Origin of the sequence: Pseudomonas sp. G5(2012) (genome assembly GCF_000408945.1) — a bacterium.
Classification (GTDB): domain Bacteria; phylum Pseudomonadota; class Gammaproteobacteria; order Pseudomonadales; family Pseudomonadaceae; genus Aquipseudomonas; species Aquipseudomonas umsongensis.
Window position 1 is genome coordinate 53,711 of sequence record NZ_APIO01000014.1, and the last position, 15,707, is coordinate 69,417.

The window sequence follows — 15,707 nt, forward strand, 5'->3', positions numbered from 1 at the left end:
TCGCTTGTATTTTCAATCGCGCGGCACTTCACGACGAACAACTGATCTCCAGATGCTTGCCCCATTCCGGCGGCCTCTCGGCGTAGCTCTCCATACCGGGTTGTTCGTCGAACGGCTTGCTTAGCACCGCGTGCAGCCGGCGGACTTCCGAGTAGTCGCCGCTCTCTGCCGCATCGATGGCCTTTTGCGCCAGGTAGTTGCGCAGGATGTACAGCGGGTTGACCGCATGCATCCGGGCGCGCCGCTGCTCCTGATCCACCTCGCCTTCCCGGGCCACTCGGGCGACGTAGCGCTCGCCCCAGGCATCAAAACCCTTGAGGTCGACGAAGTCATCGCGCAAATGGCCAACGGCCGCTTCGGGGGCTTTTTCGCCCAGGCGCCGGAAGAACAGGCTGTAATCGACGCCGCTGTTCTGCATCAGTTGAAGCAATTGCTCCAGCAGCTTCTGGTCGTCCTCTTCGGCGGTGGTCAGGCCGAGACGGCGGCGCATCAGGTCCAGGTAATGAGCCTGGAACAGCGGCAAGTACAGGCCGAGGGTTTCGCGCAGGGCCTCGACGCTGATGAACGGTGTCAGCGCCTGGGCCAGGGCGCTGAGGTTCCACTGGCCAATGGGCACCTGGTTGCTGAATGAATAGCGGCCCTGGTCATCGGAGTGGTTGCAGATGAAGTTGGCGTCGAAATCATCGAGGAAGGCGAATGGGCCGAAGTCGAAGGTAATGCCGAGGATCGACATGTTGTCAGTGTTCATTACGCCATGGCAGAAACCGTAGGCTTGCCACTTGGCGATCAGTTCGGCATTGCGCTCGACCACTTCGCGGAACATCGCCAGGTACGGTTCCGGTTGTTCCAGGCACTGCGGGAAGTGCATGGCCAGCACATGGTCGCCCAGGATTTTCTGCTGCTCGGGACGTTTGGTGTAGTAGAAGTATTCGAAATGCCCAAAGCGTACATGGCTCGGTGCCAGGCGCAGGACCATGGCCGCGCGCTCTTGTTTTTCGCGCCAGACCGGGGTGTCGGAGCCAATCACGCACAGCGCCCGAGTGGTCGGGATGTTCAGGGCCTGCAGGGCTTCGGAGGCGAGAAACTCGCGGATCGAGGAACGCAGCACTGCGCGCCCATCGCCCATGCGCGAAAACGGCGTCTGACCGGCGCCCTTGAGGTGAAGGTCCCAGTGCTCGCCGGCCTCGTTGTACACCTCGCCCAGCAACAGGCCGCGACCATCGCCCAGTTGCGGGTTGTAGGAACCGAACTGGTGACCGGAATAGACCATCGCCCTGGGAATCGCGTCAGCCCAGAGTTTGTGACCACTGAACAGCTCGGCGAACTCTTGGGTTTCGGCCACGGCGGGGTCGAGGTCGAGCAGCGCCATGGCAGCGGGGCTTGCGACCACGAGACGTGGGTTATCGATTGGCTCGGGCAGCACATGGGCGGAAAAGGCATCGCCCAAGCGGTCGAAGCGATTGTCGAAGGTCAGTTCGTCGAGGGCTTTCAAAGGCCGGCTCCAGCAGAATGTCCGAGCATTCTGCTGGGGAATGGCCGGTTAGTCGAGTTTGGCGGAAGGTGGCTCTTGCACCGGCTTGCCATCGACCAGTGGCACGATGGTTTTCGCTTCTGGCTCGATCGGCACCATCTTGTATTCCTGGCCGTGGAGATTCTTGAGGTAGACCTCCATCTGGCGGAACGAGATGTTGATGTGCTGCTTCTTGAACTCGCGGTTGATGAAGCGGTTGACCTCATCGAGCACTGGGTTGCGGTCGCCGAGGTCGCGCACGTGCATGCGCAGCTCGTGGTCAAGAGTGCTTTCGCCGAAGTTGAGGAAGTACACGTGCGGCTCGGGCTCCTTGAGCACCCTCGGATTTTCCCGTGCAGCCTTGAGGAGCAATTCCTTGACCAGGTCCAGGTCCGAGCCGTAATCGACCCCGAGCTTGAGCGTGACCCGGGTGATGGTATCGGTCAGCGACCAGTTGATCAGTTGCCCGGTAATGAACGTCTTGTTCGGGACAATGATGTCCTTGCGGTCGAAGTCGGTGATGGTGGTGGCACGGATGCGAATCTTGCTCACCGTACCCGACAGGTTGCCGATGGTGATGGTGTCACCGATGCGCACCGGGCGTTCGAACAGGATCATGATGCCGGAGATGAAGTTGGCGAAGATTTCCTGCATACCGAAGCCGAGGCCGACCGAGAGCGCCGCGACCAGCCATTGCAATTTGTCCCAGCTCACGCCGAGGGTCGACAGGGTAGAGACGAAACCAATACCGGCGATCAGGTAGGACAGCAGCGTGGTGGTGGCATAGGCGCTGCCTTGGGCCAGGTTCAGCTTCGAGAGCACGAACACCTCCAGCAGGCCGGGTAAGTTGCGCGCCAGGGCAAAGGTGATACCGATGATGATCAGTGCACCGAGCATGTCGCCGATGCTGATCGGCACCATGCTCATGTTGGCACCGGTGCCGCTGGTGTATTCGTAAAGGGTGATGTTGTCCAGGTACGAGAACACCGTGATCAAGTCGGCCCAGACCCAATACAGCGCAGCGATGAAGCCACCCAGCAGCGCCAGGCGAATCAGGCGCAGGGATTGTTCGTTGACCTTCTCGATGTCCAGCGTCGGTTCTTCGATGATCGCTTCGCCGTCGCCGGCCTCTTTTGCCGCCTGGCGTTTGGCCAGGGCGCGCTGGTAAGCCAGGCGCCGTGCCGCCACGCTCAGGCCGCGCACGAAGGTCGCTTCGATCACCAGCCAGAACATCAGCAAGTAAAGGGTGTTGATCAGTCGGTCGCTGAGTTTGAGTGCGGTGTAGTAGTAGCCGAAGCACACGGCCACGAACAGCGCGATGGGCAGCGCGGTAAACAGAATGCCCAGGACCTTGCGGAACAACGAGGCGTTTTCGTGGGTCGGGCTGCTGATCAGCAATCGACTGAGCAGCCAGGTCATCAAGGCGTAGCAGATCAGCACCACCGGCATGCCGAGCACGTCATCGGCCAGCGCCGCCGGTTGCAATTCCGCCACCGCCACCACGGTGACCAGTGCCATCACCACCATGCCAAGGCGGCGGACCCAGCCCCGGAGGAATTCGACCTGGGGTTTTTCCCAGCGGAAATGCAGTTCTGCCACCCCACCCGGCGCGAGGATTCGGTAGGCGGTGTAGAACACCAGCCACGCCCCGGCCATTTGCAGCAAGGCCGCGCCCATGCTCGCGTTCTGCCCGCGGGCGTCGATTTGCAGGGCCAGGCCGCACAAGGCGAGGGCCAGTGACACTGGCATCGCCAGCAGGATGTTGATCAAAATGGCTTGGGGTGTGTGCCACTGGCTATCACGCTTGAAATGCCCGATGTCCTGGTGAACCTTGTTCAGGCGGGCATACAGCTGCTTGCGTCGCCATAGCAGTGCACCAATCAGCAATGCCAGCGGCAGGAACAGCAGTGGACGCTGGGTCAGGCCGTCGACCAGTTCACTCAGGCTCGAAGCCCAGGGCAGGGTATCGACCTGACGGCTCAGGCGCTCCGGCACAGTACTGAACCACTCCACATCCAGCGGTTTGTTACTGGGAATCCAGAACATCTGCTCGTCGAGTGTCGCCCGCAAGCTTTGCGCGGTACTCAGCAGTTGTTTCTGATTCAGTTGCAGGGTGATGGATTCGTTGAGTACCGCGCTCAGTTCGCGGTTCAGCCGCTCCAGCAGGTCGGCACGGGTGGTGGCCAGCTCCAGCAGGCTCTTGCGCAATTGCGGGGTGACCTGCTCGGGCGGTTGGGTCGACAGCAGGTTGTCGACGTAGCTCGCCGGGTTGCTCAGCAGCTCCCGTTGCTGGCTGACTTCGAATTGATACAGGCGAATGTCGGCGATCTGATCCGCCAGGTCACGGTCGACCCGCAGGCGTGGCAAGGCCTGTTTCTGCTTGTAGAGAATCTTGGACAGCAGCAGGCTGCCCTTGAGCACGTTGATCTGCTCGTCCAGGGCTGAATCGCTCTGGGTCAGGCTGTCCAGTTGTTGCTTGGTTTGCAGGTTTTTCTGCGTGACTTCGTTGAGGCGGTCGGTGCTTTTGAGCAGATAGTCCGAGAGTTTCAGGTTCGCCGTGCTTTCGACGGCCAGCAGGCTGCTGCCGCCGGCCTTCTGCGCTTCGATCGATTGCTGGGTGACCGTTTCCTGGGATTGTGCGAGGCGCTTCTGGTTGATCAGGTTTTGCAGCTCTTGGATTTCCTGATCCAGGCGATCGGATTTTTCCGTCAGCAGGTCATGCTGGCTATTGCCCAAGTCTTGCAGCTGAGTGTTGCTCGCCAGTTCCTGGCGGCGCAGCGGGATCAGGGCGTTCAGTGCCATGAGCTCGGCATTGAGCTGGTCGCGCTGCTCGGCACTCAGGGTTTTGCCGGCGTCTTTGCCGGCCTTGAGGATGTTGTTGATCTGCTGGATGCGCGTCTGGCTGGCGGAAATTTCCCCTTGGGCGCGTTCGGGGCGAGTCTGGGCGGTAATGATCAGGCTGTTGGCGTCGCCCAGGGCTTTTTGCAGATCGCTTTGCTGGGTCGAACGTTCGGTGAGCAGTTGCTCAAGTTGCTGAATCGACTCTTTGGCAAAACGTTGCGCCACCGGTACCACGCTGCTGGCCTTCAGGCGGGCCAGTTCGCGTTGGTTCTCAATGGTCAGTTTGGGCGCGCTGGCCAGTTGTTGCTTGAGCTCGACCAGCTTCTGCTCGTAATCACGCTGATTGTTGAGCTGTGTCAGCGTGCTCTGCAGGACGGATTGCAGGGCCTTTTGATCGGCTTCCGGCAGTTTGCGGTCGGCGATCTTGTCCAGGCTTGCCTGCACGGATTCACGGGTGGGCGGTTCGGCGGCTTGTACGGTACCGACAGAGAGGCTCAGGCCCAACAGGACCATGACGAAAAACGTGCGCAGGCTTGACATAGTGACCGATCGAAAACGAGACGAAGAATGGAGTTTAGAGGAAGAGTCCCGGGCCGGGGCGACTTCCTTCGGGGAATCTGACGCCCACTTTGCCGATCTTGTTCCCTTCCATGACCGCAACGGTCCAGATGGTGTTGTTCCATTCAACCTGGTCACCGACCACGGGCGCACCCCCAACTTTCTGGGCAATGAAGTGCCCCAGGGACATGTCCGGATCGATGCCTTCGACCTTCAACCCGTACAGGGCGGCAACAGCGGCCAGCTGGGCGTCTCCTTCAAGGACGAAGTCGCCGAAGAAACGCAAATCGAGGCCCCGCTGCGGCGCCTGGCTGAACAGTTTTCCGAGGGCCGGCAGGTTGTGTTCATGGCCTATAACACACAGCAAATCATCGACTTCCAGCACCGTACTACCCGACGGATGGAGCAGTTGTTCGCCACGAAACAGGGCTGCGATACGGGTGCCTTCGGGCATTTTCAGCTCGCGAAGGTGCGAACCGATGCACCATTTCTCGGCGCCGAGGCGATAAACGAACAGTTCCCACTCGCTGGTGACGTGCACTTCCAGGGCCGAGCGGGAGATTGGCGCAGGCTCGGGTGGCACCGTCACCTTCAGCAGTTTGGCGATCCACGGCAAGCTTGTGCCTTGCACCAGCAGCGATACCAGCACGATAAAGAAGGCGAGGTTGAAGTACAGCTGGGCGTTGGGCAGGCCCGCCATCAGCGGGAACACCGCCAGAATGATCGGAACCGCACCGCGCAGTCCAACCCAGGAAATGAACGCCTTTTCGCGCCCGTGAAACGCCTTGAACGGTAGCAGGCCGACCATCACCGACAACGGCCTGGCAAACAGGATCATCCATAGCGCCAGCGCAAGTGCCGGCAGGGCAATCGGCAACAGATCGTGGGGCGTGACCAGCAGCCCCAGCACCAGGAACATGCCGATCTGCGCCAGCCAGGCCATACCATCGAGCATGTGCAAAATGCCGTGACGGCTGCGCACCGGACGGTTGCCGATAACCAGGCCGCACAGGTACACGGCCAGGAACCCACTGCCGTGCAGGGCGTTGGTCAGGGCGAACACCACCAGGCCGCCGGCAATGACCAGGATTGGATAGAGACCGGTGGCCAGGTTGATACGGTTGACCAGTTGCAGCATCAGCCAACCGCCCCCCAGGCCGATGATGCCGCCGATGCCGAACTCGCGCAGCAGGTGCGTCAACAGGCTCCAGTGCAGGCCGGTCTGGCCGCTGGCGAGCATGTCGATCAGGGTCACGGTGAGGAACACCGCCATCGGGTCGTTGCTGCCGGATTCGATTTCCAGGCTGGCGGTCACCCGTTCGTTCAGGCCTTTGCCGCCTAGCAGGGAAAACACTGCGGCGGCGTCAGTAGAGCCGACGATGGCACCGATCAGCAGGCCCTGCATCAGGTTCAGGTCGAACAGCCAGGCCGCGGCCATGCCGGTCAGCCCGGTGGTAATCAGCACGCCTACAGTGGCCAGCGACAGCGCCGGCCACAAGGCCACGCGAAAACTCGATACCCGAGTACGCAAGCCACCGTCCAGCAGGATTACCGCCAATGCCAGGTTGCCGACCAGATAAGCGGTGGGGTAGTTGTCGAAGATAATGCCGCCGCCATCGACGCCGGCGGCCATGCCCACGGCCAGGATGATCACCAGGATCGGGATGCCGAGGCGCGACGAAAGTGAACTTACCAGGATGCTCGCACCTACCAGCAACGCGCCGATCAAGAACAGGCTGTTGATGGTCGTCGCATTCAAAGGCAGTACTCCGGAAGGCTGAAAAGCGGGCACAAACTGACCATGCAGTCTGCGTGCCAGCGATTCTAACCTGTTGAAATGTGATGCTGTCAAAAAGCTTTTGCCAATCAAATGATCGCAGCCTGCGGCAGCTCCTACAGGAAAACGCGAATCTCTTGCAGGGCTGGCGAAGGCTGCGATCTTTTGCGCTTCATGGCGACGAACTGCAGGAACCAGATTGGACAATGACAGTCTCTACAGTTCGCGAGAAGGGTCACTGGTCAGGAAAATCAAGGCCTTGCGCCTGTTTAACCCTGGCATCCACCGTGACTTTTCTTTATCGTACGCGCCCTTTGAAAATGCCCGGAAAATCAAAATGTTGGAAGCATCCCTAAGCCAATTGGAACAACTGGTCAGCGATCTGGTGCAACAGAACCAGGCCTTGGTCAGCACTAACCAGACCCTGAGCGCCGAACTGGCCCAGGCCAAGGATGAAAACGAAAGCCTGCAACTGAGCCTGATGGAACAGGAAGAGAAACAAGGCGCCACCGTGGCACGCATCCAGGCCCTGGTTGAGCGCGTCAGCGCTGGCCCTGTCAACGCATGAGTTATGGCCCAGGTGTGAAAGTCGTCTCGATCCTGGGGGAAGACTATTCGATCAAGGCGCCGGCCGGGGAAGAGCAGACCCTGCTGGACGCCGCATTGATGTTGAAGGCTGCCCTGGCCGAGACCAAGAAGAAGTACCCGACCCTGATCGGTGACCGACTGCTGGTGCTGGCCGCTATGAATCTGTGTTCCCAACAGATCGAAATGCAAAAGCGCCACAAGCAGGAACTCGACCGTTACCAAGAGCAAGTCAGCGCCACGGTTGAAGTGATCTCCAAGACGATCAATCAGGCCTGATCGGCTTTGCGCACAACCAAAGAATAAATTGTCGGTTTAGTTGTATACAATCGGCACGGCTGTTGCAGTGTTTCAGCCTCTTATTCTTTGGGGGTGCTCCATGCAGTTCTGGCGACGCAGTATTCAGTGGCAGTTGATCCTGAGCATGGGCACCGCCCTGTTGGTCAGCATTCTGATCGTGGTTGGCATTTATACCCTGGTGGTCAACCGCCTTGCTCAAAGCTATCTGGTCGAGCAAGCCTTGCCGTCGAGTATTGAGGCGATGCGCAACGACATCGAACGCATCCTTGTCCAGCCTCTCACCGCCGCCAAGGACATCGCCAGCAACAGCATGGTTCGCGACTGGCTGGCCGCGGGTGAAGACAGTGCCCAGACCGGCACGTTTACCACTTACCTCGAAGGCGTGCGCGCCGAACACAAAGCCTTTACCGCGTTGATGGTCGGCACGGCTAGCCACCATTACTTCAACGAAAAAGGCCTGGACCGGACCCTCAGTCGTTCCAATCCAAAAGACGCCTGGTTCTATGCGTTCCTCGACAGCGACCAGCCGCGCACCCTCAATATCGATAACGACGCGGCCACCGGAGAATTGGCGCTTTTCATCGACCTTAAAGTCGAGAAGGCCGGGAAGGTCGTGGGCGTCGCCGGACTGGGCCTGAGCATGAAAGAGCTGTCGGAGCTGATTCACAACTTCAGCTTTGGTGAGCGTGGCAAGGTCTATCTCGTGCGCTCCGACGGTTTGATCCAGGTGCATCCCGAGGCTCAATTCAGCGGCAAGCGTACTCTGGCCGAACAAATCGGCAGCTCGGCGGCACAAGCAGTCATGGGTCAAAAAGTTGCCGCCAGCAGCGGTTTTTCCCGTGAGGGTGAGGATTATCTGGCGCTGAGCCTGCCGTTAAGGGATTTGGGCTGGACCCTGGTGGCCGAAGTGCCGCAATCGCAAATCTACGCCGAGGCCCGTCGCGCCATGTGGATCAGCGGTGGTATCGGCCTGGCGGTGGCCTTGGTGTGCTTGTTGCTGGTGGTGTTGCTGGCCCGTGGCCTGGTACGACCGATTCGTCAGGTAACAGCGGCACTGGTGGCCATCGGTAGCGGTGGTGGAGATTTGACCCATCGGTTAGATTCCAGCCGCGCCGATGAACTGGGCGACCTGGCGCGCGGGTTCAATCGCTTCCTGGAAAGCCAGCGCGGGATGATCGGCGAAGTGCTGACCACCAGCGAACGCTTGCGCGCAGCGGTCGGGCAGGTGGCACGGGTGGTGGATAACACCGCAGAGCGTTCCGGGCGCCAGCAGGAGATGACCGACATGGTCGCCACCGCGGTCCACGAAATGGGCCTGACTGTGCAGGAAATTGCGCAAAACGCCGGCAATGCGGCAGTCGCTTCGCAAAACGCCCGTGATGAAGCAATGCAGGCGCGGGAAGTGGTCGGGGGTTCGATCCGCCATATTGAAAGCATGTCCGATGAAATCGGCGTCGCCGCCAGAGCCGTGGGCGAATTGGCAGACCAGGTGGCATCGATTGATCAGGTGCTCGCGGTGATTCGCGGAATTTCCGAGCAGACCAATTTGCTGGCGCTGAACGCCGCTATCGAAGCGGCGCGGGCCGGCGACATGGGACGCGGATTCGCGGTGGTGGCCGATGAAGTGCGCACCCTGGCGCGACGCACGCAAACATCCACCGACGAGATTCAGCAGATGATCGGCAGCCTCAAGCAGGGCGCGGAGAACGCGGTGTCGTTGATGCATTCCGGCCAGGCCGCGACGGGCACGGGTGTCGAGTCGAGCCAGCGCACCGGGGCCTCTTTGACGGCGATTACCGGGCAGGTCGAGCGCATCAGCGACATGAACCACCAGGTGGCGACGGCGACGGAAGAGCAGTCGGCGGTGACGGAAGAGATCAACCGCAACGTGCAGGGGATTTCCGATCTGGCGCGGGCGACGGCCGGGGAGGTCAAGGCTTGTCGGGAGGATTGCCAGACGTTGCAGCGGTTGGCGGATGATCTGGCGCGGCAGATGGGTGGGTTTCGTCTGAGCTGATCTGTTGTCAGTGATGTCCTCTTCGCGAGCAGGCTCGCTCCCACAATGTCACGCGTTCAACTGTGGGAGCGAGCCTGCTCGCGAATGGATTTCGGCAGCACCTCAGACTTGGATCAGAACCACTCATCCTGCATGCCCAGGCAAACATCATCCCGCGCTTCAAGAATCGTCAACTCATGGTGGCAAGCCGGGATTTCCCAGGTCAGGAAGTACCGCGCCGCCTGGAGCTTGCCTTTATAGAAGTTCACATCGGCCGCATTTTCTTTGGCCAACCCTTCCTCGGCGCGAATCGCCTGTTCCAGCCAGCGCCAGCCAATTACCGTGTGACCAAAAACTTTCAGGTACAGCGCCGAGTTAGCCAGGCTGCTGTTGACCTTGCCCTGGGCCAGGTCGGTCAGCAAGCCAATGGTCACCGTTTGCAGGCGCGCCACCAGTTTCTCCAGCGGCTCACGCAATGCGCTCAGCGCCTCATGAGCTTGCGCGCGCTCGGCGGTGTCGGCGATCAGACGGATCAATTGCTTGAGCCCTGCGCCGCCGTTCTGCGCCAGTTTGCGCCCCAGCAAGTCTAGCGACTGAATGCCGTGGGTGCCTTCGTGGATCGGGTTCAGACGGTTGTCGCGGTAGTATTGTTCCACCGGGTATTCGCGGGTGTAGCCGTGGCCGCCGAGGATCTGGATCGCCAGTTCGTTAGCCTTCAGGCAAAACTCCGACGGCCAGGATTTGACGATCGGGGTCAGCAAGTCCAACAGTTCATGGGCCTGTTTGCGTTCGGCCTCGGTCTCCAGTGTCGTGGTGTCATCAAACAGCCGCGCCGCGTACAGCCCCAGGTCGAACGATCCTTCGACGTAGGCTTTTTGCGTCAGCAGCATGCGCTTGACGTCGGCGTGCTGGATGATCGCCACCGGAGCGGTGTTCGGGTCCTTGCTGTCGGGCACGCGACCCTGAGGGCGCTCGCGGGCGTATTCCAGCGAATACAGGTAGCCGGCGTAGCCGAGCATCACCGCACCCATGCCGACGCCGATTCGCGCCTCGTTCATCATCTGGAACATGTAGCTCAAGCCATGATGCGGCTTGCCCACCAGATAGCCTACGCACTCGCCATTATCGCCGAAGTTCAGCGCGGTTGAGGTGGTGCCGCGCCAGCCCATCTTGTGGAAAAGCCCCGCCAGCAGCACGTCGTTGCGTTTGCCGAGGCGGCCGTCATCGTTGACCAGGAATTTCGGCACGATGAACAGCGAAATGCCCTTCACCCCGGCAGGTGCATCCGGCAGCTTGGCCAGGACCATGTGCACGATGTTTTCCGACAGCGGATGATCGCCGCCGGAGATGAAGATCTTGTTGCCCTTGAGTCGATAGGTGCCGTCGGACGCAGGCTCGGCTCGTGTACGAATATCCGACAGCGACGAACCTGCGTGGGGTTCGGTCAGGGCCATGGTGCCGAAGAAGCGGCCGTCGATCATCGGTTGCAGGAAGCGGCGTTTCTGCTCCTCGGTGCCGAAACTTTCGATCAGGTTGGCCGCGCCCATGGTCAGGAACGGGTAGGAGGTCGACGCCGCGTTGGCGGACTGGAAATGCGCGAAGCAGGCCTGCGACAACAGGGTAGGAAGTTGCATGCCACCAGCGTCGAAACTGCGCGCTGCATTGAGGAAGCCGGCCTCGAGGAACGCGTCGACTGCCGGTTTCACTTCCGGAATCAGGATTGCCTGGCCGTCCTCATAGCGCGGCTCGTTCTCGTCACCCTTGCGATTGTGCGGGGCGAAGAACTTCTCGGCGATGTTGCGGGCGGTGCCCAAGGCGGCATCGAAGGTTTCGCGATTATGTTCGGCGAAACGCTCACGCTGGGTCAGGCCCTCGGCATCGAGGACTTCATACAGCTCGAAAGCCAGATTGCGGGAACTGAGCAACGTCTCGGACATGGCGGCCTACCTTTTGTTGGAGTAGGGCGAGTCTAGGCGGGGGAATAGAGGCTGAACAGGATGATTGATCTGCGTGATGGTGACTTAGCAGACGCCATAAGTAACTGTGGGAGCGGGCTTGCCCGCGATGGCGTCAGACCAGTCAACATCATCAGTGACTGATACATCGCTATCGCGGGCAAGCCCGCTCCCACAGGGTATTGCGTGCCGGGCGGCTATTGCGGCAGCCCGGTTTATCGGTTTTAGCCGATGGTCATCAGGCTGGCGTTACCGCCGGCAGCAGCGGTATTGACGCTCAACGCACGCTCGATCACCAGGCGCTCCAACGCAATGTTGGTTTCACCCTGCGACAGACCCTGGACGCCGACAATGGCACCGGCACGCTTGGCCACTTGCTGGCAAACCGCGCGCAACTGGTCGGAATGGCCGTGATGCAGAACCGCATCAATCACCACGTCGTCCTTGTTCCAGTCGGAAACCAGCTTGATGCGTGCCTGGATGTCTTTCGGCAGACGGGCGAGCAAGGCCTTGGTCAGTTCAGCTTCCGGCCATACCGCCGAACCGCCGACAGCCAATACCGCAGCCAGTTGCGTCAGCAGGTCGCCTTCGACTTCCGCCAGGCACAGCACGTGCTCGCGCGGCAGGATCGCATAGCTGTTACGTTCGCCGGTCGGGCCGGCCAGGACGCGGGTGATACCGCTTTGCGATTGTGCGGCGAACTGCGCGCACAGGGTGCTCAGGTCGGCGAACTTGTTGCTGTCGGCCCAGGCTTTCAAGGCGGTCAGCGGTTTGCTCATGGCATCGCGAAGGCGAACGTCCGGTGCTACGGCAGCGTCGCCGCGAGCGAAGGATTGTTCGATCGCATCGGCAGGGCGGGTCGACAGCAGGCGGTACAGGTACAGCGGACCACCGGCTTTCGGGCCAGTACCCGACAGGCCTTCGCCGCCGAATGGCTGCACGCCGACCACGGCACCCACGATGTTGCGGTTGACGTAGACGTTACCGGCATTGACGTTGTCGATCACCTTGGCGATGGTCTCGTCGATACGGGTGTGCACGCCCAGCGTCAGGCCGTAGCCGGAAGCGTTGATTTGGGCAATCAGTTGATCGATGTCCTTGCGCTTGTAGCGCACCACGTGCAGCACCGGGCCGAAGATCTCCCGTTGCAGTTCGTCGAAGCTTTCCAGTTCGATCAGCGTCGGCATCACGAAGGTGCCGCGTTTAACTTCTTCGGCGTCGGCGATGGCCACCTGGTACACGCTGCGACCTTTGTCGCGCATGGCCTGGATGTGCTTCTCGATGCCAGCCTTGGCTTCGGCGTCGATCACCGGGCCGATGTCCACGGACAGGCGCTCAGGGTTGCCGAGGCGGCTTTCAGCCATGGCACCCTTGAGCATTTCGATCACGCGGTCGGCAGAATCTTCCTGCAGGCACAGCACGCGCAGGGCCGAGCAACGCTGGCCGGCGCTATCGAAGGCCGACGAAACCACGTCGATCACCACCTGTTCGGTCAGTGCCGAAGAGTCGACGATCATCGCGTTCTGGCCACCGGTTTCGGCGATCAGCGGAATCGGACGACCCTGGCTGTCCAGGCGACCGGCAATGTTGCGTTGCAGCAGGCGCGCAACTTCGGTGGAGCCGGTGAACATCACGCCTTTGACGCGATCGTCGCCCACCAGTCCGGCGCCGACGGTTTCGCCACGGCCCGGCAACAGTTGCAGGACACCTTGTGGAATCCCGGCCTCGAGCAGCAGGCGCACGGCTTGAGCGGCGACCAGCGGCGTCTGTTCCGCAGGCTTGGCCAATACCGGGTTACCGGCAGCCAGCGCCGCAGCCACTTGGCCACTGAAGATTGCCAGCGGGAAGTTCCACGGGCTGATGCACACCACCGGACCCAGCGGGCGGTGGGCATCATTGGTGAAATCGTTGCGAGCCTGCACCGCGTAATAACGCAGGAAGTCCACGGCCTCGCGCACTTCGGCGATGGCGTTGGCGAAAGTCTTGCCGGCTTCGCGAGCCAGCAGGCCCATCAGCGGCTGGATCTCGGCTTCCATCAGGTCTGCGGCGCGTTCGAGGATCGCGGCGCGTTCGGCCGGCGGGGTAGCCTGCCAGATCGGCGCGGCGTTCAGTGCGCACTGGATCGCATTGTCGACGTCTTCGACAGTCGCTTCCTGTACGTGGCCAACCACGTCACGCAGATCGGACGGGTTCAAGACGGGTGCAGGGGTTTCGCTGCTGGAAGCGCAACCGAGCATCGGCGCGGCCTTCCAGTTGTTGTGCGCAGTAGCCAGCAGAGCGCAGGACAAGGACGCCAGGCGATGTTCGTTGGCCATGTCGATGCCGCTGGAGTTGGCGCGCTCGGAGCCGTACAAATCGCGCGGCAGCGGAATGCGAGGATGCGGCAGGCCGAAGCCACCTTCCACGGTCGCCATCTGCTCGATGCTTGCTACCGGGTCGGCCACCAATTCCTGGATGGAAATCGACTGGTCGGCAATACGGTTGACGAACGAGGTGTTGGCGCCGTTTTCCAGCAGGCGACGTACCAGGTAAGCCAGGAGGGTTTCGTGGGTGCCGACCGGTGCGTACACACGGCACGGACGGTTCAGCTTGCCTTCGGAAACCTTTCCTACAACTTGTTCGTACAGCGGTTCGCCCATGCCATGCAGGCACTGGAACTCGTACTGGCCCGGGTAATAGTTCTGACCGGCAATGTGATAAATGGCCGACAGGGTGTGGGCGTTGTGCGTGGCGAACTGCGGGTAGATGACTTCCGGCACCGACAGCAGTTTGCGTGCGCAAGCGATGTAGGACACGTCGGTGTACACCTTGCGGGTGTAGACCGGATAGCCTTCCAGGCCTTCAACCTGGGCGCGCTTGATCTCGCTGTCCCAGTACGCGCCTTTCACCAGGCGGATCATCAGGCGATGACGGCTGCGGCGAGCCAGGTCGATCACGTAGTCGATCACGTACGGGCAACGCTTCTGATAAGCCTGGATCACGAAACCGATGCCGTTCCAGCCCGTCAGTTGCGGCTCGAAGCACAGGCGCTCGAGCAGATCCAGCGACAGCTCGAGGCGGTCGGCTTCTTCGGCGTCGATGTTCAGGCCGATGTCGTATTGCTTGGCCAGCAGGGTCAGCGACAGCAGGCGCGGGTACAGCTCATCCATCACGCGCTCGTACTGGGCACGGCTGTAGCGCGGGTGCAAGGCCGACAGCTTGATCGAAATGCCCGGACCTTCATAAATCCCGCGACCGTGGGACGCTTTGCCGATCGAGTGGATGGCTTGTTCGTACGAGGCCAGGTACTTCTGCGCGTCGTGCTCAGTCAGTGCGGCTTCACCGAGCATGTCGTAGGAATAGCGGAAGCCCTTGGCTTCGAACTTGCTGGCGTTGGCCAGGGCTTCGGCAATGGTCTCGCCGGTGACGAACTGCTCGCCCATCAGGCGCATGGCCATGTCGACGCCCTTGCGGATCATCGGCTCGCCGCTCTTGCCGATGATGCGGCTGAGGGACGAAGTCAGGCCCGCTTCGTTATGCGTGGACACCAGCTTGCCGGTCAGCAGCAGGCCCCAGGTCGCGGCGTTGACGAACAGCGACGGGCTGTTGCCCAGGTGTGGCTGCCAGTTGCCGGTACTGATCTTGTCGCGGATCAGGGCGTCACGGGTGCCTTTGTCCGGAATGCGCAACAGCGCCTCGGCCAGGCACATCAGCGCCACGCCTTCCTGGGACGACAAGGAGAACTCTTGCAGCAGGCCCTGAACGATACCGGCACGGCCGCCGGCGCTCTTCTGGTTGCGCAGTTTTTCCGCAATAGAGGCAGCGAGCTTGTTGGTGGCTTCGGCCATCGGCGCCGGCAGGCGAGCCTGCTCGATCAGCATCGGCACCACTTCCGGTTCCGGGCGACGGTACGCGGCGGTGATCGACGCACGCAAGACCGATTGCGGCAGGATGCTCTCGGCGAACTCGAGGAAGCACTGGTGCGCGTGGTCGACATGGACGTCGCCCGCTTCGTCAGTGTCTCGGGCGATACCGTTGAGCTCGGACAGGGTTGCACCACCCTCGAGTTTTTCCAGGTAATTGAAAATTGCCTGCTTGATCAGCCAGTGCGGCGTGCGATCAATCGAGGTCGCGGCAGCCTTGAGGCGTTCGCGGGTCGGGTCATCGAGTTTGACCCCAAGGGTGGTGGTAGCCATGTTTTTATCC

General features: G+C 61.1%; 8 protein-coding genes and 1 pseudogene. 4 read left to right on the forward strand and 5 right to left on the reverse strand.

Annotated elements, in window-relative coordinates; genetic code table 11:
* Positions 1-28 precede the first annotated feature (28 nt).
* From selO to PG5_RS05965, 3 genes are read right to left on the reverse strand one after another with little or no spacing between them, the layout of a single operon-like run.
* Positions 29-1,492 carry a protein adenylyltransferase SelO gene (selO, locus tag PG5_RS05955; protein WP_020796195.1) on the reverse strand — a complete coding sequence of 488 codons (1,464 nt, stop codon included), beginning with the start codon at positions 1,490-1,492 and terminating at the stop codon, positions 29-31.
* A 48-nt stretch (positions 1,493-1,540) separates the two neighbouring features.
* Positions 1,541-4,891, reverse strand: a complete 3,351-nt coding sequence (mscK, locus tag PG5_RS05960) for a mechanosensitive channel MscK (protein WP_020796196.1) — start codon at positions 4,889-4,891, stop codon at positions 1,541-1,543.
* A gap of 34 nt (positions 4,892-4,925) precedes the next feature.
* Positions 4,926-6,668 (reverse strand): potassium/proton antiporter, encoded by a 1,743-nt coding sequence (locus PG5_RS05965; protein ID WP_020796197.1) that lies wholly within the window; start codon positions 6,666-6,668, stop codon positions 4,926-4,928.
* Between the two features lie 355 nt (positions 6,669-7,023).
* Between PG5_RS05965 and PG5_RS05970 the strand changes: the two genes are divergently transcribed.
* The 4 genes and pseudogenes from PG5_RS05970 to PG5_RS35240 all read left to right on the forward strand — a co-directional run bounded on the left by PG5_RS05970 (position 7,024) and on the right by PG5_RS35240 (position 9,588).
* The gene (locus PG5_RS05970) at positions 7,024-7,254 is read left to right on the forward strand and encodes a hypothetical protein (RefSeq protein ID WP_033045282.1); all 231 of its coding nucleotides are present in this window, start codon (positions 7,024-7,026) and stop codon (positions 7,252-7,254) included.
* On the forward strand, positions 7,251-7,550 hold the full coding sequence (locus PG5_RS05975) for a cell division protein ZapA (protein WP_020796199.1): 300 nt from the start codon (positions 7,251-7,253) through the stop codon (positions 7,548-7,550). The genes PG5_RS05970 and PG5_RS05975 overlap by 4 nt, the downstream gene beginning before the upstream one ends.
* Before the next feature lie 145 nt (positions 7,551-7,695).
* Positions 7,696-8,721 (forward strand): annotated as a pseudogene (locus PG5_RS35235) (cache domain-containing protein); the annotation flags it as partial.
* A 135-nt stretch (positions 8,722-8,856) separates the two neighbouring features.
* A complete protein-coding gene (locus PG5_RS35240; RefSeq protein ID WP_371106600.1) occupies positions 8,857-9,588 on the forward strand; it encodes a methyl-accepting chemotaxis protein in 732 nt (243 codons plus the stop codon).
* 113 nt (positions 9,589-9,701) lie between these two features.
* On the opposite strand, the gene PG5_RS05985 is transcribed toward PG5_RS35240, so the two are convergent.
* Together PG5_RS05985 and putA are read right to left on the reverse strand one after the other, a co-directional pair.
* The gene (locus PG5_RS05985; protein ID WP_020796201.1) at positions 9,702-11,504 is read right to left on the reverse strand and encodes an acyl-CoA dehydrogenase; all 1,803 of its coding nucleotides are present in this window, start codon (positions 11,502-11,504) and stop codon (positions 9,702-9,704) included.
* A gap of 242 nt (positions 11,505-11,746) precedes the next feature.
* On the reverse strand, positions 11,747-15,697 hold the full coding sequence (putA, locus tag PG5_RS05990) for a trifunctional transcriptional regulator/proline dehydrogenase/L-glutamate gamma-semialdehyde dehydrogenase (protein WP_020796202.1): 3,951 nt from the start codon (positions 15,695-15,697) through the stop codon (positions 11,747-11,749).
* Between the last annotated feature and the right edge of the window lie 10 nt (positions 15,698-15,707).